Raw genomic sequence first — 22,553 nt, 5'->3', positions numbered from 1 at the left:
TAAAAAACCTCCTAAAAAAGCTTTTTTTATAGCTTATTCAGGAATGAAAACGTTTAGAATGTGACAAAAGTGTGAAATTCGACAAAAAGGGTTGTCATCTGACGTCGAATCTTGTAATATAATAAGCGTGAACGAATTCACATACAAACATATACCCCTTTGTTTGAACGTGAAAATTTCTCCCATCCCCTTTAATATTTTTATAAGCCGTAAAGAAAAAGACCTGGTGTTTACACCAGGTCTTTTTCTTTTTCAATCCATTTCCAATAGCGTTCACATTTCACTTCAATCATTCGTACTTTTCTTTTTAATGACAATTTTTTTAGCTCGCATTCTATTTCTTGCTGCGGACGGTCGTAGATAAATGCAATTTCCTTTGATGACATAAATTGGACCGTTTCTAGTAAGTGTTCCAGTGGTGGTAAAGGTGCTGGATCAATATCACATTTTACAATTTCTTTTAAGAGTTGTACGTACACATCATAGGAATAAATTCTTGCAATCTTAATGCCTTCTTCATCTGAATTTGCATGAAAGAATACGAGAGAAGGGATTTCTGTAATATGCATTTCGTTTGTAAATTTCAAATCACATTGGAATGCTTTTTTTGCACTAGTCGAATGTAAATCTTTTTGAAATTCCTCTACATCAATACCACTTTGCTGTGCACATTTAAGTAATAATTCCGCACTTGGCTTCGATACATTTTCAAGAAAAATGTACTCTTGGAGTTTTCGTAAAAACTTCGAACCTGCTTTTCGACCTTGCAACTCAGCTGCTTTGATCGCAATAGAAACCAAATATGGTATAGACGAGGCATCTTGCATATGTACTTTGCCATCGCATGAAAATCCGTGCAAACTCGTTGTTTTTTCCCACACAAATCGAATATTAGCAGGTTTATTCCATTTGTGTGAGGAGGCGATTGCCCCTTCCACTTTGCCGGTTAATATATGCCGAATTGAAAAATACTTTCCATATTCAAGCCATAATTTTATGATTACTGGCTCGATTTCCCAGCATTCTTTGCAAAGCGGATCGATAAACAAATAGGCTTCTACAGATTTATGTTCACACTTGGAAAGAGAAGGCATGCGCATATGCTTTGCTTCTTGTTTATCCATTATGCTTCACCTGTTTCATTTGGAGTGTTAACCATATGCTGTGCAGTTAATGCTAAACGTTCAAAAACAAATTCTCGAACATGCCCGTGTACTTCTGTATCTTCCATAGCTTGCTCCATGCATGCTAACCAGGCTTTCGCTCGCTTTGGTGTAATTTCAAAAGGGAGATGGCGTGCTCTTAGCATAGGGTGACCATGTTCTTCTGTATATAAATTTGGTCCACCTAAATACTGTGTTAGAAATTGTTTCTGTTTCCTGGCTGTTTCTGTTAAATCGTCAGGGAAGATGGGAGACAAGTCAGGGTGCCTACTGACATAGGAATAAAATGTATCGACTAATGTTGCAATGCCTTGTTCACCGCCAATTGCTTCAAATGGTGTCATCGGTTGCTTGCTCATCCTTTATAAACTCCTTTTTCCATCAAATGTATATCTATTGTAGCAATGGATTGTCACGAAGAGCAACTAAATAGTTCTCGTGCAATCTTTTGTTTATTGTATTGAACAAATCCTTATTCAAAAAAGACAAAGGATTCGTAAGTGCCCGATTGGTGAAACTAACCATCAGCGAGAAAAGCGCTCCCTGATGGAAGTTTCACTTTACCTCGCTTCTTTTTGTTTGGCAAGGAAAAAGCGCTGTACTTTATTTTGGGTATGGCGAACAGGTATGTGGTGTTGGTTTAATAATTTAGTAAAGGCTGCTTTACCCGCCGGTTCATCTTGTACTTCATATTCAAGTTCATAATCATTGTGATTGTAATAGAAGCTATGGTCAAATACAAGTATGCCGCCTTCAAATGGAGTCTCTGCTCTTTCTGTTGTTAAGCTTCCCATATAAGCTAGATTAGAAACAGGGATTTGCAATTCATCTAGTTGCTTTGCTACAGCACCCGGAATAATCTGATTTGTTTCCATCATGAAGAGAGCTTCTTTCTCTGTCAAAGATTGATGGGTTTCAAGCAATCCAATTGTAGCCGGTTGTTTTAATGTTAATGTATAAGTTCCAGCTTTATGCCGAATACGAAGAGCAGAGCCTGCCGTTTTTAAAGAGAACTGAGATGTTTCAAAATAATGATTTACTTGTTTGACAAATGATTGAATAGAAAATACATTACATAATGCTTGAAATTCTTTTTCTGTTACCATATTTTTAAATTCAATTTCAATTTCTTGTGTCATGAATAGAGTCTCCTTTTTTAATAATTCTTTAGACATTATCGCTTTTTCACAAATTTGGTTCAATGTTTTATTTGTTTGTGTCCATGTTATGATACAATAATAGTGCTAAGTAAGACAGGAAGTCGATATGGAGGAGTTAGAGCATGCAAAATAAAATTCAAGTTAAGAGCGTAGAAGAAAGAGAAAATGCTCTTATTTTTTGTGCGGAAAATACTGAAATACAAGTGGAGGAGTTAACAGCACGTAATCACGTACTTGTAGACTCAGATCATTTATCATTTTTATATATTTTAGAGAACGAATCAGCTTTCATTTATGTAAGTATTCCGCATACATGCTGGGAAGGAATGCACGATGCGATGAAGAATGATAAAGCGATGTTCGTTCGTGTAAATAATAATGAAATTGAGTTAGAACAATTGAAGGAAGAAGTAGAGTATTTAATTGAGAATATTGAAGGTAATGCAAATTACGGAGAAGAACTTGTGACAGCTGTAGAAAAAGTATTTCTATAAGCAAATGGATTGATTTTGGTGGTGGTTTAAATGAATCGTAATTGGGAAGAATTTTTAGCGCCGTACCACCAAGCGGTGGCAGAGCTAAAAGTGAAATTAAAAGGAATGCGTGCTCAGTTTGCAATGTTAACAGAACACTCTCCGATTGAATTTGTAACTGGTAGGGTAAAATCAGTTGCGAGTATTATTGATAAAGCAGAAAAACGAAATGTACCGCTAGATCGGCTAGGAGAAGAAATGCAAGATATCGCTGGCCTTCGGATGATGTGTCAATTCGTTGATGAGATTAAACCTGTTGTAGAATATCTTCGGAAACGGAATGACTTTGAAATTGTAGAAGAGCGGGATTATGTAACGCAAAAGAAAGAGAGCGGCTATCGTTCGTATCATGTTGTAGTTAGTTATCCCGTTCAAACAATTCGCGGAGAGAAAAAAGTTTTAGTTGAAATTCAAATTCGGACGTTAGCGATGAATTTTTGGGCAACAATTGAGCATTCTTTAAATTACAAATATAGTGGGCGTTTTCCAGAAGATATTAAAGTGCGCTTACAGCGTGCAGCAGAAGCGGCATTTTTATTAGATGAAGAGATGTCTTCCATTCGTTTGGAAATTCAAGAAGCACAAAAGATTTTTTCGCGCAAACAAGAAGCGAAAGAATCCGAATCATAAACTAAAGGGTGTTGGGCGATGAAATTTGCAATTATGTCAAAGGGAGATCAATCATCAAACGCACTTGCGAGTACGATGACGGAGTACTTGCAGGATTTTGGCTTTACAATGAGTGAAATGGAGCCGGATATTGTCATTTCTGTTGGAGGAGATGGTACGCTCTTACATGCGTTTCATCGCTACTATAATCGATTAGATGAGACGGCATTTGTTGGTGTGCATACTGGGCATTTAGGTTTCTATGCAGATTGGTTGCCAACAGAAGTCGAAAAACTTGTAATAGCGATTGCTAAGACACCGTTTCAAGTGGTGGAATACCCACTTTTAGAAGTTATTATCCGCTATGTAAATGGTAGCAAAGAATCACAGTACTTAGCATTGAATGAAGCAACCGTAAAAAGCGCGGAAGGTACATTAGTAACGGAAGTGGAAATTCGCGGGGAGTATTTTGAAACATTTCGCGGGGATGGTCTTTGTATTTCTACGCCTTCGGGAAGTACAGCTTATAACAAGGCGCTAGGCGGGGCGATTATTCACCCTTCTATTGAAGCGATTCAAATTGCAGAAATGGCATCAATTAATAACCGTGTGTTCCGTACAGTGGGTTCACCGCTCGTTTTACCAAAGCACCATACATGTGTTTTAAAGCCAACCGCAGGAATGAATTTGCAAATTACAGTGGATCATTTAACGATGGTTCATCAAGATGTGAAATCAATTCAGTACCGTGTTGCACATGAGAAAGTACGATTCGTTCGTTTTCGTCCTTTCCCATTCTGGAAACGTGTTCGCGATTCGTTTGTTGCGGATGAATAGAGAGGGTTTATGGATTTGAAAAGATTTTCATTAATATGGAATATGACAAAAGCAGAAGAAGGAATGCTTATTCGAGAGTTTTTAAAAACGAAAGGGATTTCTAAAGCTGCTTTAACTGATATAAAGTTTCATGGCGGAGCAATTGAAGTAGATGGTGAACATGCAAACGTTCGGCACATGTTACAGGCCGAGGAAGAGCTGCGAGTGTTCTTTCCGATTGAGGAGAGAAGCGAAGGGATCCATCCGGAAAATATTCCACTGTCTATTGTATATGAAGATGATGCGGTGCTTGTAATAAATAAGGAACCGTACATGTCAACGATTCCGTCGAGGGAACATCCAACTGGTAGTGTCGCAAATGCACTTCTATATCACTATGATAAACAAAATCTTGCGAGTACAGTACATATTGTAACAAGATTAGACCGTGATACTTCAGGACTCATGTTGATTGCGAAAAATCGCTTTATTCATCATCTTTTATCAAAGCAGCATCAACAAAAGCAAGTAAAACGAACATACGAGGCAATTGTTCATGGAGAACTATTAGAAATGTCAGGGACTGTTGATGCGCCAATTGGAAGAAAAGGCGATAGTATTATTGAACGAGTTGTGTGTGTGGATGGTCAAAAGGCAGTTACATATTTTCAGGTTATAGATAGGTTGCCTAATAAGACGCGTGTGGCTCTTCAGCTAGATACAGGAAGAACACATCAAATTCGTGTACATATGGCGCATATAGGTCATCCGTTGCTTGGGGATGATTTGTATGGTGGTCAAAGAGATTTGATAAAACGGCAGGCGCTTCACAGCGCATCTTTGACTTTTTATCATCCTACTTTTGAAAAACAGATGTCCTTTTCTGTCGACATACCAAATGACATGAGAGCGGTTTTATCTAAGAATTAATGGAGGTCATATCCGTACCTTGTTACAGAGTTAGATGAATAGTAAGGCTCTCTTCAATTTAAATTAGAATTAAAAAAACTGTCCTCTTTTTACAGAGGACAGTTTTTTTAGCGAAATAATATCAAAATTTGGTTTGGGCTGTTGCGTTTGATGACGAAATACCCATCTGTTGTTTTGGTAGCGATACCTTCATCATTAGGGCGGCAATATCCATGTGTTTCGCAAGTACCATCATCACGTACTAATATTTGTCCAACTAATCCGACAGGAAGCCATTCAGGACGTTCTCGTCTCGGTGTATATTTGCAATTTGGATCCCATGCTGAATTTATGATGGGCTGTGTCTCTGCTGTTTTTGCAGAAACGTTCAAATTCGTATATTTACGTTGCCCCCATTCATCTGTTACATAGCGATTATTCCAACTTAATGCAGCACTGTTCCCGATAATTAGAGGCGTAGCGCTGGAAACTCCCAATATAAATGAATCATTAGCATTTGCTTTGCGGATCTTTTCTTCTGTATCAAAGGTAACAAAATACCCGATATCGATAGTTTTACGATCTACGGTTTCAAACATTTGAGCATAATCAGTTCCGCTTGCGTTATAACAAGCACCATCAATATACATTTCCCCATTATGTGCAAGCCATTTTGCACCTAAACCAGGCATGAATTGATTTGTGCCATTAGCGATAAACCATGAATAAGGTTGTTCTGCGGAACCAAATCGTCCCATAATGTGAGTACCTGCAAAGCTAGCTGTTGATGTATGAATTCCTTCGGCATGTGAGGAAAAACCATCAGCGACAGTTGCTGTTCCTTCGGCATGTGCAGAATCGCCTAGGGCAATTGTACTTTTTCCTTCGGCATGAGAATAATGCCCGCTTGCTGTTGTTTTACTTCCCTCACTATGCGAACTATGTCCAAGTGCTTTTGTTTGTGATCCTTCCGCGTGCGCAAAAGCGCTCGTTGCCTGGGTAAGAAGTCCTTCAGCATGTGATGCAATACCGTCTGCTTTGGTTTGAAGACCTTCTGAGTGTGCGTGCCGTCCAGTGGATTTCTGTGCTTTATTTAAAGGTGTTTTTGGAGGAATCGTTTTTTCGGGTGGTACTAATTCTTTCGTTATCTTAATTTGATTTTTAAGGGTACTTACATTCTCTATTTGTGCTGGTTCTTCTTTCTTTACTGCAATGATTTCACTTTCTTTATTTCTCTTGTTTTTTGATTCGGATATATATATATTTCTTTTGGATGAATGTTCTTTTTTTCTTTTAGATTTTAATGGTTTTCTATCTATGAGGCGTTTAAGTATATCACTTTTTTTGAATGTATCGGTTTCTTCTTTTACTTCCATGGCTGCGGCGCGTATGCTACACCAGTTATTAATTCCATACATAGGCTGATATAAGGGGCAGAAATTTCTTTTTTGTTTAGAAGAATTTCTCTTCATATTGTCACCTCCTGCGACAGTATATGCTCCATAAATAATAAAAGATGCAACAAAGTGTATCTTTTTTTACAGTGCTTTATCGTATGTGAAAAATAGAAAATTAGTATTTGATAGGGAATTGCTTGGTGGGAGAATACATTTATCCAGCTATTTGAGGGAGTATTACTGCCTGTAAAAGCCCGATTGGTGAAGGCTAATAATCAGTGGGGGATGAAGAAGCCCTCCACTGATTAAAGTTTTACTTTATGAAATCGGACGGAATTTTTCAGGAACCAAAGGTAAGGAAGAAGGGACAGAAAGAACTTCTATTTCGGGATAACGAAATCCAGTAAGCTTACCTCCAAAAACAGCACCTGTATCAATATTTACTGTACGCTTAACAAAGCGTGGCTCATTTACAGGTGTATGTCCATATATAATCCAAGCCTCTCCATTATAATGCTGTGCCCAGTCGCGGCGAACGGGCGAACCATCAGGGTGTTTTTCACCGGTAATATCACCATATAATACGAATGTCTGAACTTTCTTATCTTGTCTTCCTATATAATTTTCTGGAATACCAGCGTGACAGATAATAAGTTTTTTATCATCAAGTATGTGATAGAGTGGAGATTTCTCATAAAGCTCGATAAATTTTTTCTTTATTATTTCTTGCTTATTAGGTGATAAAGCCTCATATTCTGCAACTGTTGTTTCTAGGCCGTGGGCAATCGTAACATTGCGTCCAAGAAAAAAACGATATAGTTTATTGCAATGATTTCCTGGGGCATAGTAAGCCTCTTGTCTGTTTATAACAAGTTCCCAAACAATTTCAATCATGCGTAGTGATTCGGGTCCACGATCAGTAATATCTCCGACAAATGCAAGTTGGCGTTTTTCTTTGTGAATAGGAAGGCCGCTATCCCAACTATAGCCTAATTTAGTTGTTAATGCTTGGAACTCTTGTAAGCAGCCATGAATATCCCCGATAATATCGTATCTCATTTTATAACCCCCATCTTAGTTTTGTATTAGTATACCTAAAGTAGATATAGAAAAAAACCATATCCAGCTGGATATGGTTTAATCGAACATAAATGTCTTTGTTCGGGATCTTACGTTGAGTATGAAGCCAATTGCAATCATATAGGTCAGTAAGGAACTGCCACCATAACTCATAAGCGGAAGAGTAATCCCTGTAATTGGAAGAAGTCCAATTGTCATTCCGATATTTTGGAATACCTGGAAGGTAAACATTCCGATTGTTCCCGCGCATAGATAGCTACCAAATGGATCATTGCTTTCTAAAGCGATATGAATCATACGGTAAATAAGTAAGAAGAAAAGTGAAATAACAACACTTGCTCCTAAAAAACCAAATTGTTCAGCGATATTTGTGAAAATAAAATCTGTATGAGGTTCTGGAAAGTATACTTGTCCATTTTCCCATCCTTTTCCATGAAGTTCACCAGATCCGGTAGCTAAAACAGCTTGTCTTAATTGATATCCCTGTGTTTCATATTCGTAAGGTGCTAACCAACCATAGAACCTATCCAATTGGTACTCCTTTAAAATATGTTCTTTAAAGAAAGCTGTATGTGCAAAATAAATGTATGTTAACGCAGAACCAGCTGCGATAACAAGGGTGGTTAAACCTAAAATAAAACGCCAGCGTATACCAGAAACTAAAATCATTGCTGCAAGCATCGCTGAAATAACCATTGTATTTCCTAAGTCTGGTTCTTTCGCAATGAGAAGTAACGGTGGTAAACTAGCACCAAATATTTTCCCGAGTAAAATCAAATCTTCACGCGGCGAGCGAAAAGGATATTTTTCATTATGATTTACAATAATTCGCCCAACGACAATAATTAAAAATAATTTCATGATCTCGGAAGGTTGGAAGTTACCGATACCTGGTAATCGGTACCAAGCGGTAGCACCTTTAATTGTTACAGCTCCTGGGATTTTGAGTTCTAGTCCAATGAGAAGTAACATTGCAGCTCCATACAAATACCATGCGATTTGTTTATAACGATCAAAGTCAATAATCATAATGGCGATGATTGCTATCGTTCCAATGATATACCATTGAATTTGTTTCAGTACAAAATTTACATTTTGTAAAAGCGGTGGTAACGATGGCTGTGCGCTTGCAATAGCAAAACAACTAACAGTCCCAATTGCAAGTAAAATTAGTATCAATATGTAATCTATTCGATATTGAGAATTTTTGTCTTTCACCGTACGTAGTCCTTTCTATTCTCTTCGTGTAATAAAAAAAAGACGCTATTATCATATTAGCGGATTTTAAGTTGTTTGCAAATAAGTTGTTTCGTTTTTTATCTTGCTCGTAACAGTCTTCACTTTATAGGTTATGTCAGATGACAAACTGGAAAGAATTTTGTTAGGAAAAAAGCAAGGTTGAAATTGTTTCAACCTTGCTAATGAGGAGAATGAATTTGTAATTCGTTTTGAATGGATTGAAGGCAATAAAGCAGTCGCGGTTGTGCATCTGGCGCTAAGTCTGGATTAGCCTTGTAGTATTGAAGTGATCCTGAAATCCACTGCAAGGCGCAACTTATTCCAGAGAGGTAATCTTCACGGTTTTGTAAAAAACCGTACTTTCGTGAAGTAAGAATGAGATGAGTAAAATCTTCTGTTCCTTCTAACAATTTTTGATGAAGTTGCTGACCGCTGTGATAACGAAAACTGCTGAGTGGTTCGGCAATATATACTGCTTTTCCTTTTGATAGTAAATGCACCCATGAAGCCATATCAATGGAACAATTATATGTTCTGTTATTTAATGTGCCGAATGTTTCAGTTAAGAATAATTTATTAAATAATACAGTTGTAGGTTCTCCAATTATATTAGTGCTTGTTTGCAACATGGTATTTCCGAGTTGTATGCCATCGATTATTGTATCTATTTGAAAAAGTTGAACTGTAGGGGGAGCATCTTCTATGATAGTTCCTTCTTCATTGATTAGTTTCCGGTAGGAAGTAACAAGTACAATTTCATTTTCTACATCTTGCTGAAAATAGACCATCATTTTTTCTATTTTTTCATGATGGAAGAGGTCATCATCCATTAAATAGTTTACGTATACACCATTTGCACGTTCTAATAACATAAGGTCATTATGAAACTGCCCTAATGTAGATGCGTTGCGAATGTAAGTGATATTATCGTAGTTTGGTAAGTATTGTGTACGTAATAATGTTTCTGTTTCATCGTTTGTACTATCATCTCCAATAATAATTTCTATGTTTGAATATGTTTGGGCGAGAGCACTTTCTAATGCGATTTGCAAATAATGTGGACGATTGAAAGTTGGAATTAAAATGGACACAAGTGGCGTGTGTGTTGGTGAATTCATAACGATGAAAAGTCCGTTTTATTTTTTTTCTTCTGAAATATCATTATATCTTGATAGCTTGTAAATTTTGTTCGTCCGCACCAAGAGCCGAAATGAATAGGTTCTATAATTTCTGTATTATGTTTTATGAATAAGTTACGAAGCCACTCTTCAGGGTATGCAACTGCAAACTCAGGCATATCTTTATTTACCACATAACAATCACCGATGTTATGTCGAAAAGGGAGCGTACTTAGTCCAGCATTGAGATAGTATATCGATTCTGGATTGACAAGGAAAAAAGTAACGAAACATCTTCCATTATTTTTCATAACACGTAAAACTTCAGAAAAATAATGCTCCAATTCTACTGGCAGTAAATGAGTAAATACGGAAGTTAAAAAAACAAAATCGAATGTTTCGTCTTCATATGGAAAACGGAATTGAGATGCTGTAATCGTTCCTTTTGGGTTGTAAAATTGATTACGTATATTCGCATGTTGGAAATGGAAATTACTATATTTTGGAGAAATATGAGTTTGACACCAGGAAATGCCCTGCTGAAAAATATCGAACCCATGATAACTACCTTGCTTATTTAAGTATGTTGTTAGTGGAACAGCTATTCTACCAACGCCGCATCCAACATCTAATACATGCTCATCGCGTTTTAAATTCCCAATTTCAATAAAATGACGAAGAAATTCTTCGCCAACTTCGCGGAAATTCCCCCCTACATAGTGAACGAGTTCAGGAGGTGGTAGCAACTCTTCATTTTGATTGCTTACATTTTGATCCATATATGCACTCTCCTATATATATTTCGCTTGTAATCTCAAAAAGTTTCCCCCTGCATTTTTCCATTTAGATGAAAAATAGTAGGGGGAGGTGAAATGTCTTGAAAAGCTCGATTGGTATTTCTCACAATGATTTACCGATGATTGTGGGTTTTATGCTCATATAAAGGAAAAAAGCGTGTTTATTCTTTACGCCAATAGACACCAAATTGGTCAATTGTTGTAATAGGTGTTTCAATCCCTCTTTGCTTTCGAAAATCTGTTACAGCTTCTGCACATACTGGTAAGCCGTAATCATCAATGATAATATAACCGCCTTTTGAAACTTTGTCATATAAATTGACTAATCCATCCATTGTCGATTCATACATATCACCATCAAGCCGAGCGATGGCTAATTTTTCAACGGGTGCTGTTGGTAATGTATCTTTAAACCATCCTTTAAGAAAGTGTACTTGGTCGTCAAGTAAATCATATTTTTCAAAGTTTTGTTGAACTTGTTCTAATGAAACACGTAAATAATCAAATGTATGTAAATAGTCGCCAAAATCTTTTGGATATGCTTCAATGTTTGGAGCAGGAAGTCCTTCAAATGAATCAGCGACCCATACATTTCGATTGGTTATATTATGAGCTTTTAAAAATCCACGCATGAAAATACAGGAACCACCACGCCATACACCAGTTTCAATAAAGTCTCCTTCTATATTTTCACGTACAACAGTTTCCATTGCTTGTTGAAGTTGATTCATGCGACTGCGACCAATCATACTATGGGCAGCTCGTGGCCAATCGTTACCATCTTTTCGTTCGTCTTTTGAAATATGAGATTTAACAATTTTTAAATTGTGTGCCTCAGCGTATTGTTTAAAGAACAGTGGGACGGGAACGGTGATAGGTTCGTAATGTAAGTCGTTTGTGATATGTAGTGATGCTGGTAAATATGCTTCATACTCTAACCAAATTTCAAATAAAATCGTTTTCTTTAACAATTCAAGGTATAACTGAATAGCTGTTTCGTTTTGCATAAGATTCCCTCCTAAGAAATTCCATACAATAGTATGAGTATGTGAAAAAAGTTGAATTCATGAATGAAACGCGTATAGAAAAGGCAGTAAAACTTAGAAAAAGTTTTACTGCCAATAAAACAGGTTATGGCAAATCTACCACTTGTTCAATAATAATAGATGCATTTACACCTAAAGCAAGAGATAAGCTAAGTCCAGTAGCAAGAACGTCAATTATAGCTGGTGTTGTGATTGACGCAAGAGCTTGCACGACCATTGTTGGTCCAACTGCAGTAAGAGTTACAGTAGTTCCTGGAATCGCTACGCCGTTGACTCGGATTTGAAGACCACCTAGTAGGCTAACTAGTGAAGTGTATACAATGACTGTAATTTTATAGATTCCATTGTCAGCAATAAAGAAGGTATCAGGAGTTAACTGTGTAATTGCTGTACCAAAACTTAATCCTAGTGTGTTAAATTCAACTGGATCGTTAAGACCTAGGGTAATGCCAAGACCAGAGTTAAAGGCATATAATCCTGCAGGAAGCCCTAACCCACTTAGTCCAGTTGGTCCAGTTGGTCCAGTTGGTCCAGTTGGTCCAGTTGGTCCAGTCGGTCCAGTCGGTCCAGTTGGTCCAGTTGGTCCAGTCGGTCCAGTCGGTCCAGTCGGTCCAGTCGGTCCAGTTGGTCCAGTCGGTCCAGTTGGTCCAGTCGGTCCAGTCGGTCCAGTCGGTCCAGTTGGTCCAGTTGGTCCAGTTGGTCCAGTTGGTCCAGTTGGTCCAGTTGGCCCAGTCGGTCCAGTTGGCCCAGTCGGCCCAGTTACTCCAGTCGGAAAAGTAAATGGCGGAATTGGTGGTAATGTTGGTGCTACAAAATTAGGATCTAATGCACTAGCGGATAAAAACTCTTCTGGGTTTAAATCATTTGAAAAATTTTCGTTTGACATAAATTCACCTCCATAAAGCTTTCATTATATAGTAGATGCAAAAGCAGAAGAAAATGACACGGACAGATGAATTATTTAAAAGAATTATATAAAGCTTGAACATTATCAATTTTTTTGGAAAGTTTTTGTGCTCTTCCACATATGATTGAGTTTGAAGAGGGTGATAACTGTGAGAGAAAAGGAGATTACAATTAGTTTATGTATGATTGTTCGAGATGAAGAACTCACGATTGGAAGATGTTTGGAATCTGTTCAGCAACTTGTTGATGAAATCATCATTGTTGATACAGGGTCGATAGATCGAACGAAAGAAATTGTAGCAGACTACACAGCCCATATATATGAATTTCAGTGGATTGATGACTTTGCAGCGGCTAGAAATTTTTCATTTTCTAAGGCTACGCAAGATTATATCTTTTGGCTGGATGCTGACGATATTTTGACGGAAGAGGCACAAGAGGAATTTAAAATATTAAAACGAGAGCTAGAGGAAAAGGTCGATGCGGTATCGATGCCTTATCATCTTGTTATGGATTCGAATGGCAAACCTTTATATGCTTCAAGACGTCACCGGCTTGTGAAACGAGAAAGGCAATTTCAGTGGTTTGGAAAAGTACATGAATATTTAGCTGTATCTGGAGAGATTTTCAAGAGTAACGTGGCAATTACGCATAGAAAGGAAAAGAAGCCGACGGATCGGAATTTCAAAATTTTTCAAAATATAATGAAGAATGGAGAAGAATTAACGCCAAGAGATATTTTCTATTATGCGAATGAATGTACGGATCACCAAAAGTATCGTGAAGCCATTCCTTTATACGAAATGTTTTTAGGAGATGGAAAAGGATGGAAGGAAGATAACATTTATGCTTGTGGTAAGTTAGGGGATTGTTACGTCCACCTTGCAGAATGGGAGAAGGCAATTGATGCATGTGTAAAATCTTTTCTGTATGATATTCCAAGGGGTGAAATTTGTACACGGTTAGGAAATATATATAGGGAGCTACAAAGATATAATGAAGCAATCTTTTGGTATAAATTAGCGACGGAAGTTCCTGTGCCAACAGAGTCTCCTTTCCATAGTCCTGCAAGCTATACTTGGATTCCGTATTTGCAAATGTGCATATGTTATAGCCGCCTAGGAGAGCATGAAAGGGCTTATTATTATAATGAATTAGCAGCAGCATATGTGCCCAATGATGCTGCTATTGAATACAACCGTAAATATTTTAGGGATTTGTTTCAAAAAGAATGAGAGTACGTAATTACGCAGGTAGAGACAGGAAAAAGGGAGAATTTGAAATTTGGGTTATAGAACACACCTTGCCAAATTATAATACTATAAGCACGCATTATAATATGCGAGGGTGAGGACCTATGTGTTAATGAATATTGTTATTTTAACTCATAAACAAAATTCAATTAATGTTGGGTTTCCTCGCGGCTGTAATGAAGGAATGAAGAAAGTGAAAGGCGTTGAAGAGAATCAGGAAGCAGTACGGATTGCTAAGCAAGTTGTTCTGACAACGCATATGACTCTTTATGATTTACATAAAACATTTCTAGTCAATATGTTTGCTATTATTCTACTTTCAAGTCTTGCTCACTGTGAAAATATGCAGGCTGTAATAAAAGAAATTGCTCATTTAGTGAAACAAGATGGTGTTTTTAATATTTGTTTTCAAAGATTCATGATTCCAGTCGAGTTGAACAACGATTCTTTCATAATGGAGAAAATAACAAGGAAGACCAAAAGAGATATAGTTTAGAAGAAATGAATGTTATGCCTCGCATTGTAATTTGTTATATACAAAATTCATTACGGATAAGGAGGGGGAACGCAATGAGTAAAGAAGAATCTTCTTTATATCAAGAAAAGCCTGATTTTTATTATGGTGGTGCAAATCCTGAATTATTAAAACATATAAAAGATGAGTGGAAAGAAGTGCTTGATATTGGGTGTGCTGAAGGTGGTTTAGGAGCAATAATAAAAGCAAAGGGAGCACGTGTCTCTGGGATTGAAGCTTTTTCAGATGCTGCGCAAAAAGCAAGAGAAAAGCTTGATCACGTCGTTCAAGGTAATATTGAAACGATGGAGTTACCATATAAGCCGGAACAATTTGATTGTATCATTTTTGGAGATGTACTAGAGCATTTATTTGATCCATGGGCAGTTCTGGAAAAAGTAAAACCGTATTTAAAGCAGGGTGGTGTCATTTTAGCGAGTATACCAAATGTCGCACACATTTCAGTATTAACGTCTTTACTTGCTGGAAATTGGACGTATACAGACTATGGTTTAATGGATAAAACGCATATTCGCTTTTTTACATTCAATGAAATGTTACGTTTGTTTTTTAAGTCAGGTTTTACTATTAGTAAAGTTGATCATGTATGTGTTGACCATGATAGATATCTTCCACTTATTGAAGATTTAAGTGAGGTTTGTAAAAAATATAACATCGGAGGTGGGTTTATGGCTGAAACAGTTGTATTTCAATATATTATTGAAGCGGAGAAATTGTAAGTATGGAGACGGGTGAAAAAACAATTTTATTTGTCACTTGTGTAAACGATCAGAAAATGTATGCGCAATGTGTGAAGCATATTTTAAATTTGGCAGTACCAGAGTCGTACAAAGTAGAATTTTTTCCTATTCAAAAAGCAGCGAGCATGACAAGTGGGTATAACAAAGCAGTTTCACATCCAGCAAAATATAAAGTGTATTTACACCAAGATGTATTCATTGTAAATCATGCATTTTTATATGAAATGCTTCAATTGTTTAACTCTCATGAACATTTAGGAATGATTGGTATGATTGGAGCACAGTATGTTCCGCCGAATGGATTATGGCATGAAGGAAAAGGCGTTGTCGGTAAGGTAGTTGGATATATGAATGATCTATTTTATATGGCTACACAAGAGAAGGCGTATCATGAAGCTAAAACATTTATCCCTGTGGAAGCAATCGATGGATTGTTAATGGCCACACAGTATGATGTGCCGTGGCGCGATGATCTTTTGGATGGATTTCATTTTTATGATTTGTCGCAATCATTTGAATTTCGTAAAGCGGGGTATACAGTGGGGGTTCCTGTTCAGCGTGATGCTTGGTGTATTCATTATCATGTTGGTTTAAATATGGAATATTATGAGAAATATCGTCAAATTTTTGTAGAGCATTACATGTCGGATTCAAATCCGTAAACGTGAAAGAAAGGATTACAATGATGAAAGAAAAGACGATTTTGGTAGTCGTTTGTGTGAATAATGAAGAGCTTTTTGAACAATGTGAGTGGCAAATTAAAAATGTCATTGTCCCACCTGAATTTCAAGTTCGGATATTTCCGGTATATCATGCAAAAAGCATGACAAGTGCATATAATCAAGCACTTTCATATCCAGCAAAATATAAAGTGTATTTGCATCAAGATACGTTTATTATCAATCGTAACTTATTTATAGATTTAATTTCCATTTTTGCATCTAATGAAAAACTTGGTTTGATTGGAGTAGCTGGGTGTCAGTACTTACCTCAGAATGGTATATGGTGGGAAGGGAAGAATTTGGTTGGGCAAGTGATTGAATATAGAAGAAAAAATTATCAGCTATTAAGTTTGGAAAAAGAATTTTACGAATCCAAAACCTTTACTTCAGTGCAAGCGATTGATGGATTATTAATGGCGACGCAATATGATTTACCGTGGCGTGAAGATTTATTTGATGGATTTCATTTCTACGATGTTTCTCAGTCACTAGAATTTAGAAAAGCAGGTTATTTAGTTGGTATTCTTGACCAAACAAGGATATGGTGTATTCATTATAATGGGGATGAATTTGATCCTATTACTTATGAAAAATATCGCCAAGTTTTCGTGAAGCATTATATGGATTCTACATCTCCAACATAAAGGAGAGATTGCGATGAAGGGGATTATTTTAGCGGGTGGAACAGGATCAAGACTATATCCAATTACGAAAGTGACAAATAAGCATCTACTTCCAGTTGGACGTTATCCGATGATTTATCATGCAGTATACAAATTAAAACAGTGCGAAATTACTGATATTATGGTGGTTACTGGAAAAGAACATATGGGAGATGTTGTTAATTTTTTAGGGAGCGGCTATGATTTTGGGGTATCGTTTACCTATCGTGTGCAAGACCGCGCGGGAGGGATTGCAGAGGCCTTAGGGTTATGCGAACATTTCGTTGGTGACGATCGAATGCTAGTTATACTTGGGGACAATATTTTTTCAGATGAGCTGCGTCCATATGTAGAAGAATATATGGAGCAAGAGCAAGGAGCAAAAGTATTGCTACAAAAGGTGGAAGATCCAGCAAGATTTGGTGTACCATCTATCGAAAATGGAAAGATTACCGAGATTGAGGAAAAGCCGAAAGAACCAAAAAGTTCATATGCAGTTACAGGAATTTATATGTATGATGCACAAGTATTTTCATATATTAAGCATTTAAAACCATCAGCAAGGGGAGAACTTGAAATTACAGATATCAACAATTGGTATTTAAAAAGAGAAGTACTTACTTATAATGAGATGAGCGGCTGGTGGACGGATGCTGGAACTCATACTTCTCTTCAAACAGCAAATACATTGGCACGAGATATAGACTTTGGGAAGCAGTTTAATGGAGAATAGGTGAGAATATGGAAGTCATTGAAACGTATTTTAATGATGTGAAATTGTTGGAACCACAATTGTTTCAAGATGACCGTGGTTTTTTTTCAGAAAGCTATAATAAGAAAATATTAGAACGGCTTGGTGTTACGCATACATTTATTCAAGATAATATTTCCTATTCTGTTAAAGCAGGTACAATTCGAGGGCTGCATTTTCAAAAAGAACCTAAAGCACAAACAAAACTTGTTCAAGTATTACAAGGTGCAATTTATGATGTAATTGTCGACTTACGTACGGCATCACCCAGCTATAGACAGTGGCAAGGGTATATTTTAAGCGCGGATAATCGCCGGCAACTGCTTGTTCCAAAAGGGTTTGCTCATGGTTTTTGCACGCTTGTTCCGGAAACAATTGTTATGTATAAAGTTGATGAGTATTATAGTCCTATGCATGATAGCGGGATTCATTGGAATGATGAACAATTAGCAATTCCTTGGCCAGTAAAGGAGCCGATTTTGTCAGAAAAAGATCGAGTGCTCCCAAAATTGAATGAATGTGAAGATATTAAGTAGGAGAGTTGTACATGAACATATTAGTAACCGGTGGAGCTGGATTTATTGGTAGTAACTTTGTGCATTATATGTTACGAACACATGAAACATATCGTATCATAAATTATGATGCTTTAACCTATAGTGGAAATCTTGAAAACTTATATTCTGTTGATCAAGATTCCCGCTATTCTTTTATAAAAGGGGACATTCAAAATCGTGAACTTGTAGAATATGTTATTCAGCAATATCAAGTGCAAGCTATTATAAATTTCGCAGCGGAATCACATGTGGATCGCAGTATTGAAAATCCGATACCTTTCTATAATACAAATGTAATTGGTACAGTAACATTATTGGAATTAGTAAAAAAATATCCTCATATTAAATTGGTGCAAGTATCAACGGATGAGGTATACGGTTCTTTAGGGGACGAAGGGAAATTTACAGAACATACTTCTTTAGATCCAAGTAGTCCATACTCTTCTAGTAAGGCAAGTGCCGATATGATTGCTTTATCCTATTATAAAACGTATCAATTGCCGATTATTGTTACGCGTTGTTCCAACAACTATGGACCATATCAATATCCTGAGAAGTTGATTCCGCTCATGATTACGAATGCACTTGAAGGAAAAAAACTCCCATTATACGGAGATGGATTGAATATACGAGATTGGCTTCATGTGAATGATCATTGTAGTGCAATTGATATTGTACTGCATAAAGGGAATTTTGGAGAAGTATACAACATTGGCGGGAATAATGAAAAAACAAATATAGATGTAGTTGAACAGATTATGAATTTACTGGGAAAAACAAAACAAGACCTTCGGTTTGTTGCAGATAGATTAGGGCATGATCGTCGCTATGCGATTGACGCAACAAAAATGAAAGAAGAGTTAGGATGGGAACCGCAGTATACGTTTGAGCAAGGGCTAGAAGAAACGGTTAAGTGGTATAAAGAGAATAGGCAGTGGTGGAAGCCATTAAAGGAACAATAAGGGGTTCGCAGATGAAAGAACGGATTATTGTAACAGGAGCAAATGGTCAATTGGGAAAACAAATGGTGGAAGAGTTAAGTCCAGATTTGTATGAAGTGTATCCATTTGATAAAAATGCATTAGATATTACGAATATGTCTCAAGTCATGCATATCATGAAACATATACATCCTCACGTTATCATTCATTGCGCTGCCTATACAAAAGTAGATGCAGCAGAGGAAGAAGAGGACTTAGCTTATTTAGTAAATGCAATTGGCACGAGAAATGTAGCAGCGGTGGCGCAAAATCTGGGAGCGAAATTCGTTTATATAAGTACAGATTATGTATTTCCTGGTGATAAGGTGAATGGTTATCATGAATTTCATCAACCAGCGCCCATAAATATATACGGTGCTTCAAAATATGCAGGAGAGCAGTTTGTAAAAGATTTACACAATCAATATTTTATTATTCGTACGTCATGGCTTTATGGGAAATATGGAAACAATTTTGTGAAAACTATGATGCGACTAGGGGAAGAGAGAGAAAGCGTGTCTGTTGTAGCTGATCAAATTGGATCTCCTACGTATGTGACAGATTTGATTACTGTAATAAAAAAGCTCATTGTTACATCATTATACGGCACGTATCATGTATCGAATAGTGGATCGTGTTCTTGGTATGAGTTTGCTAAGGAAATTTTTTCTCAATCCAACAAACAAGTAAAAATTTTGCCTGTATCTACAGAAGAATTCGGGGCGAAGGCGCCTAGGCCCAAGTACTCAATATTTCAGCATAAAATGTTGCAATTAAATGGTTTTTCAAAGATGCCATCTTGGGAAGAAGGATTAGAGCGTTTCTTTATAGAAACAAAAAGTCACTAGTGAATTTGAGCTAGTGATTTTTTGTTTGCCTTTAGACCATTTTATGGTACTATAAATATAGTATCAGGTACTAATAACAAGTATAATAATGTTTGGGAGGATATATCATGAAACTATTACAAGGGAAAACATTTGTTGTTATGGGCGTTGCCAACCAAAGAAGTATTGCATGGGGAATAGCACGCTCTTTGCATAATGCAGGGGCAAAATTAATATTCACGTATGCGGGAGAACGTTTAGAAAAGAATGTTCGTGATCTAGCAGCGACATTAGAAGGACAAGAATCACTTGTATTACCATGTGATGTAACAAATGATGAAGAACTTACAACTTGCTTCGAAACAATTCAAAAAGAAGTGGGTACAATCCATGGAGTTGCACATTGTATTGCTTTCGCGAATCGCGATGATCTAAAGGGCGAGTTTGTGGATACATCTCGCGATGGATTTTTACTTGCGCAAAATATTAGCTCTTTCTCTTTAACAGCTGTAGCAAGAGAAGCGAAGAAGGTTATGACAGAAGGCGGAAATATTTTAACTTTAACATACCTTGGCGGAGAACGTGTTGTGAAAAACTATAACGTTATGGGTGTTGCAAAGGCTTCATTAGAAGCGAGTGTAAAATACTTAGCGAACGATTTAGGACAACATGGTATTCGTGTTAACGCAATTTCTGCAGGACCGATTCGTACATTGTCTGCAAAAGGTGTTGGAGACTTTAACTCTATCTTAAGAGAAATTGAAGAACGTGCTCCTCTTCGCCGCACAACAACACCAGAAGAAGTTGGAGATACAGCAGTATTCTTATTTAGTGATTTAGCACGTGGTGTAACGGGTGAAAACATTCATGTTGATTCAGGATATCATATTTTAGGATAGGTAAACGGCTCGTAGTCAGTGGGGGGATGAAGAAAACCCCCATTGATTAAAGTTTCACTTTATAGAATGTGTATTTTAAAAGAGAAATATATGGCTTAAGCATAGAGGATAATCTCAGTATAATACTGGGATTATCCTTTTTTAGTATGTAAAGAGGTATTCATTAAAGTTTTATTTTTAATTATTTTGTTCTGTCATTTATGAGCAATGTATCCTATGTAACAAAGAAAAGATTTTTAACGAAAGTTCTTGGGGCGTGATGAATATAACTGTAATAGTACATGATTTATGGAAGTGGAGGGACAAGTATGAAAGATAAAAATAAAGGTTCAACAGAGGGGAAACCGTTGTTATATATCGGTCGGGCAGGTTCTAATAATATTTCACGTCACATGCAACAAATAATCATCACAAAGCTTGAGAAACATAGCGAACAAGAAGAAATTCATAGCAGTCAAAATATTGTAAGTCACGTGAAGGAGCAGGATGTAGTAAATGAGCCAGATATAATAAATGAACCTGAGCATATAGAGCAAGAAGAACAACCGTCTACAATGCCGCAAAATAAGTCTTTTAAAGAGATGAATAATGAAGAGAAAATACAGTTTTTATTAAATCGTCCGCATTATATTCCGAAAGTAAGGTGCAGGATAAAAACGGAAACAGTTTCTTATTTGGGGTCCATTGTATCATCTCAAGATGGATTCGTTCTTATAATGCCACCTAATGGTATGAAAGATATTAGATTACCAATACAAGATATAATATCTATTCATATGCTAGGCTTTTGAATAGATAAAGGTGGTAGAAGATTTTCTACCACCCAATAGTTTTTAGGTTTACTTATTAAATAGAAACATCGCGCAAACATTGAATAGCGCAGAAACAATTTAAATCAACAGTGATACAGGAATTTGTTGCTCGTAGTGTAGCGTTTGGTACATTTAAAAACGTACAAATTGGATCACCGTCTGGTGCTGGTTCACCTCCCACAAATACAGCTAATACACGTAATACAGCGCAGCAATCATCATCTACACTCTCAACACGGAAAATAGGTGATTGGCAGGAAGTGGTAGATCCTGAAGGGGCAAATGCCTGGAAAGGAACTCCAGATTTTGTGAATAAAATAAAGGGACGTGTATTTGCTACTCTTACATCACTGTGTGCTCCTAAGAACGGAACTTCACAACCGGATGCACATGTTGTTGTTGCGCAGTCTTGTAATTCATTTATAAATTTTACGACATCGCATACACAACGAGAAGAACTATGGTGTTTGTTTTCATCACAACCCATTAATGTCACTCCTTATCTTTTGTTTTTATTTTACATTAATAAGATATTGGAGCACGGGTGAATTGGTCACTCTCTGAAGCTGTTTTTTTTCAAATAGGCTACGAATAAGGGAAGGTGGAAGGATGTTATTTACAAGTTGGCTTTTGTTTTTCATTTTCGCTCTAGCTACATTTAGATTAACTCGCCTTATTGCATATGATAAAATTACTGCTTTTTTACGTAAACCGTTTATTGAAGAATTAGAAATTACTGAGCCAGATGGAACCGTATCAACTTATACGAAAGTGAAAGGAACAGGACTGCAAAAGTGGATTGGAGAATTATTAAGTTGTTATTGGTGTATTGGTGTGTGGATCAGCGCCTTTTTGCTAATTTTATATAATTGGATTCCAAAGGTAGCAGAACCTATATTAGCATTACTGGCTATTGCAGGGGCGGCAGCAATTATTGAAACAATAATAGGTTATTTTATTGAAGAATAAAGGGTGTTTTTATGCTATAAAAAGCGGAGTTTAGGGGGATAAGGGAACAGAAAGAAGAAGTTGTTCATATAGT

27 protein-coding genes are annotated in these 22,553 nt (G+C 36.8%); 16 read left to right on the top strand and 11 right to left on the bottom strand.

The features are described 5' to 3' along the window. Positions 1–230: 230 nt before the first annotated feature. From AZF08_RS21750 to AZF08_RS21740, 3 genes are all read right to left on the bottom strand, one after another. Positions 231–1,124, bottom strand: a complete 894-nt coding sequence (locus AZF08_RS21750) for a ClpXP adapter SpxH family protein (RefSeq protein ID WP_033673817.1) — start codon at positions 1,122–1,124, stop codon at positions 231–233. Continuing rightward, positions 1,124–1,522, bottom strand: a complete 399-nt coding sequence (locus AZF08_RS21745; RefSeq protein ID WP_033673816.1) for a globin domain-containing protein — start codon at positions 1,520–1,522, stop codon at positions 1,124–1,126. The genes AZF08_RS21750 and AZF08_RS21745 overlap by 1 nt, the downstream gene beginning before the upstream one ends. Positions 1,523–1,723: 201 nt before the next feature. Beyond that, positions 1,724–2,302 (bottom strand): CYTH domain-containing protein, encoded by a 579-nt coding sequence (locus AZF08_RS21740; protein WP_033673815.1) that lies wholly within the window; start codon positions 2,300–2,302, stop codon positions 1,724–1,726. Between the two features lie 143 nt (positions 2,303–2,445). On the opposite strand from AZF08_RS21740, the gene AZF08_RS21735 reads away from it, so the two are divergent. The 4 genes from AZF08_RS21735 to AZF08_RS21720 are packed head-to-tail and all read left to right on the top strand — an operon-like array spanning position 2,446 to position 5,211. Then, positions 2,446–2,817 (top strand): UPF0738 family protein, encoded by a 372-nt coding sequence (locus AZF08_RS21735; RefSeq protein ID WP_033673814.1) that lies wholly within the window; start codon positions 2,446–2,448, stop codon positions 2,815–2,817. Between the two features lie 30 nt (positions 2,818–2,847). Further along, on the top strand, positions 2,848–3,486 hold the full coding sequence (locus AZF08_RS21730; RefSeq protein WP_033673813.1) for a GTP pyrophosphokinase: 639 nt from the start codon (positions 2,848–2,850) through the stop codon (positions 3,484–3,486). A gap of 18 nt (positions 3,487–3,504) precedes the next feature. Then, the gene (locus AZF08_RS21725; protein ID WP_033673812.1) at positions 3,505–4,302 is read left to right on the top strand and encodes an NAD kinase; all 798 of its coding nucleotides are present in this window, start codon (positions 3,505–3,507) and stop codon (positions 4,300–4,302) included. 15 nt (positions 4,303–4,317) lie between these two features. Beyond that, positions 4,318–5,211 carry an RluA family pseudouridine synthase gene (locus AZF08_RS21720; RefSeq protein ID WP_033673965.1) on the top strand — a complete coding sequence of 298 codons (894 nt, stop codon included), beginning with the start codon at positions 4,318–4,320 and terminating at the stop codon, positions 5,209–5,211. A 107-nt stretch (positions 5,212–5,318) separates the two neighbouring features. Here the strand turns inward: AZF08_RS21720 and AZF08_RS21715 are convergent, their stop codons facing one another. From AZF08_RS21715 to AZF08_RS21685, 7 genes are all read right to left on the bottom strand, one after another. Beyond that, on the bottom strand, positions 5,319–6,662 hold the full coding sequence (locus AZF08_RS21715; RefSeq protein ID WP_033673811.1) for a peptidase G2 autoproteolytic cleavage domain-containing protein: 1,344 nt from the start codon (positions 6,660–6,662) through the stop codon (positions 5,319–5,321). 243 nt (positions 6,663–6,905) lie between these two features. Continuing rightward, complete coding sequence (prpE, locus tag AZF08_RS21710; RefSeq protein WP_033673810.1) at positions 6,906–7,646, bottom strand: bis(5'-nucleosyl)-tetraphosphatase PrpE; 741 nt, start codon at positions 7,644–7,646, stop codon at positions 6,906–6,908. Positions 7,647–7,724: 78 nt separating this feature from the next. After that, on the bottom strand, positions 7,725–8,885 hold the full coding sequence (locus tag AZF08_RS21705; RefSeq protein ID WP_033673809.1) for an FtsW/RodA/SpoVE family cell cycle protein: 1,161 nt from the start codon (positions 8,883–8,885) through the stop codon (positions 7,725–7,727). Positions 8,886–9,085: 200 nt separating this feature from the next. Further along, a complete protein-coding gene (locus AZF08_RS21700; protein WP_033673808.1) occupies positions 9,086–10,024 on the bottom strand; it encodes a glycosyltransferase family 2 protein in 939 nt (312 codons plus the stop codon). Beyond that, the gene (locus AZF08_RS21695; RefSeq protein ID WP_033673807.1) at positions 10,021–10,803 is read right to left on the bottom strand and encodes a class I SAM-dependent methyltransferase; all 783 of its coding nucleotides are present in this window, start codon (positions 10,801–10,803) and stop codon (positions 10,021–10,023) included. The genes AZF08_RS21700 and AZF08_RS21695 overlap by 4 nt, the downstream gene beginning before the upstream one ends. Before the next feature lie 179 nt (positions 10,804–10,982). Further along, positions 10,983–11,828 carry a TylF/MycF family methyltransferase gene (locus tag AZF08_RS21690; protein ID WP_033673806.1) on the bottom strand — a complete coding sequence of 282 codons (846 nt, stop codon included), beginning with the start codon at positions 11,826–11,828 and terminating at the stop codon, positions 10,983–10,985. 124 nt (positions 11,829–11,952) lie between these two features. Beyond that, positions 11,953–12,753: a BclA C-terminal domain-containing protein gene (locus AZF08_RS21685; protein ID WP_063177372.1), complete on the bottom strand. Its 801-nt coding sequence runs from the start codon at positions 12,751–12,753 to the stop codon at positions 11,953–11,955. Positions 12,754–12,955: 202 nt separating this feature from the next. Between AZF08_RS21685 and AZF08_RS21680 the strand changes: the two genes are divergently transcribed. The 11 genes from AZF08_RS21680 (at position 12,956) to AZF08_RS21630 (ending at position 21,490) form a co-directional block, all read left to right on the top strand. Then, a complete protein-coding gene (locus tag AZF08_RS21680) occupies positions 12,956–14,008 on the top strand; it encodes a glycosyltransferase (protein WP_051725691.1) in 1,053 nt (350 codons plus the stop codon). Between the two features lie 124 nt (positions 14,009–14,132). Beyond that, positions 14,133–14,522: a methyltransferase domain-containing protein gene (locus tag AZF08_RS21675; protein WP_033673803.1), complete on the top strand. Its 390-nt coding sequence runs from the start codon at positions 14,133–14,135 to the stop codon at positions 14,520–14,522. Positions 14,523–14,596: 74 nt separating this feature from the next. Then, entirely contained in the window at positions 14,597–15,280 is a 684-nt protein-coding gene (locus tag AZF08_RS21670) for a class I SAM-dependent methyltransferase (protein WP_033673802.1), read from the top strand. A gap of 2 nt (positions 15,281–15,282) precedes the next feature. Beyond that, complete coding sequence (locus tag AZF08_RS21665) at positions 15,283–15,963, top strand: glycosyltransferase family protein (protein ID WP_033673801.1); 681 nt, start codon at positions 15,283–15,285, stop codon at positions 15,961–15,963. Positions 15,964–15,986: 23 nt separating this feature from the next. Beyond that, positions 15,987–16,667: a glycosyltransferase family protein gene (locus tag AZF08_RS21660; protein WP_033673963.1), complete on the top strand. Its 681-nt coding sequence runs from the start codon at positions 15,987–15,989 to the stop codon at positions 16,665–16,667. A 13-nt stretch (positions 16,668–16,680) separates the two neighbouring features. Continuing rightward, positions 16,681–17,418, top strand: coding sequence for a sugar phosphate nucleotidyltransferase (locus AZF08_RS21655; RefSeq protein WP_033673800.1), 738 nt, complete (start codon positions 16,681–16,683; stop codon positions 17,416–17,418). Between the two features lie 8 nt (positions 17,419–17,426). Beyond that, complete coding sequence (gene rfbC, locus AZF08_RS21650; protein WP_033673799.1) at positions 17,427–17,972, top strand: dTDP-4-dehydrorhamnose 3,5-epimerase; 546 nt, start codon at positions 17,427–17,429, stop codon at positions 17,970–17,972. Between the two features lie 11 nt (positions 17,973–17,983). Next, positions 17,984–18,955 carry a dTDP-glucose 4,6-dehydratase gene (gene rfbB, locus AZF08_RS21645; protein WP_033673798.1) on the top strand — a complete coding sequence of 324 codons (972 nt, stop codon included), beginning with the start codon at positions 17,984–17,986 and terminating at the stop codon, positions 18,953–18,955. Positions 18,956–18,966: 11 nt separating this feature from the next. Beyond that, entirely contained in the window at positions 18,967–19,821 is an 855-nt protein-coding gene (gene rfbD / locus AZF08_RS21640; protein ID WP_033673797.1) for a dTDP-4-dehydrorhamnose reductase, read from the top strand. 107 nt (positions 19,822–19,928) lie between these two features. Continuing rightward, positions 19,929–20,699, top strand: a complete 771-nt coding sequence (gene fabI, locus AZF08_RS21635; protein WP_033673796.1) for an enoyl-ACP reductase FabI — start codon at positions 19,929–19,931, stop codon at positions 20,697–20,699. 308 nt (positions 20,700–21,007) lie between these two features. Continuing rightward, entirely contained in the window at positions 21,008–21,490 is a 483-nt protein-coding gene (locus tag AZF08_RS21630) for a CotO family spore coat protein (RefSeq protein WP_033673795.1), read from the top strand. A 55-nt stretch (positions 21,491–21,545) separates the two neighbouring features. On the opposite strand, the gene AZF08_RS21625 is transcribed toward AZF08_RS21630, so the two are convergent. Further along, positions 21,546–21,998, bottom strand: coding sequence for a CotY/CotZ family spore coat protein (locus AZF08_RS21625; protein ID WP_063177371.1), 453 nt, complete (start codon positions 21,996–21,998; stop codon positions 21,546–21,548). 122 nt (positions 21,999–22,120) lie between these two features. On the opposite strand from AZF08_RS21625, the gene AZF08_RS21620 reads away from it, so the two are divergent. Further along, complete coding sequence (locus tag AZF08_RS21620; RefSeq protein ID WP_033677924.1) at positions 22,121–22,480, top strand: DUF1360 domain-containing protein; 360 nt, start codon at positions 22,121–22,123, stop codon at positions 22,478–22,480. Positions 22,481–22,553: the final 73 nt, after the last annotated feature.

Origin of the sequence: Bacillus gaemokensis, from assembly GCF_001590835.1 — a bacterium.
GTDB classification, from domain to species: domain Bacteria; phylum Bacillota; class Bacilli; order Bacillales; family Bacillaceae_G; genus Bacillus_A; species Bacillus_A gaemokensis.
This window is presented reverse-complemented; position numbering and strand designations above follow the sequence as displayed.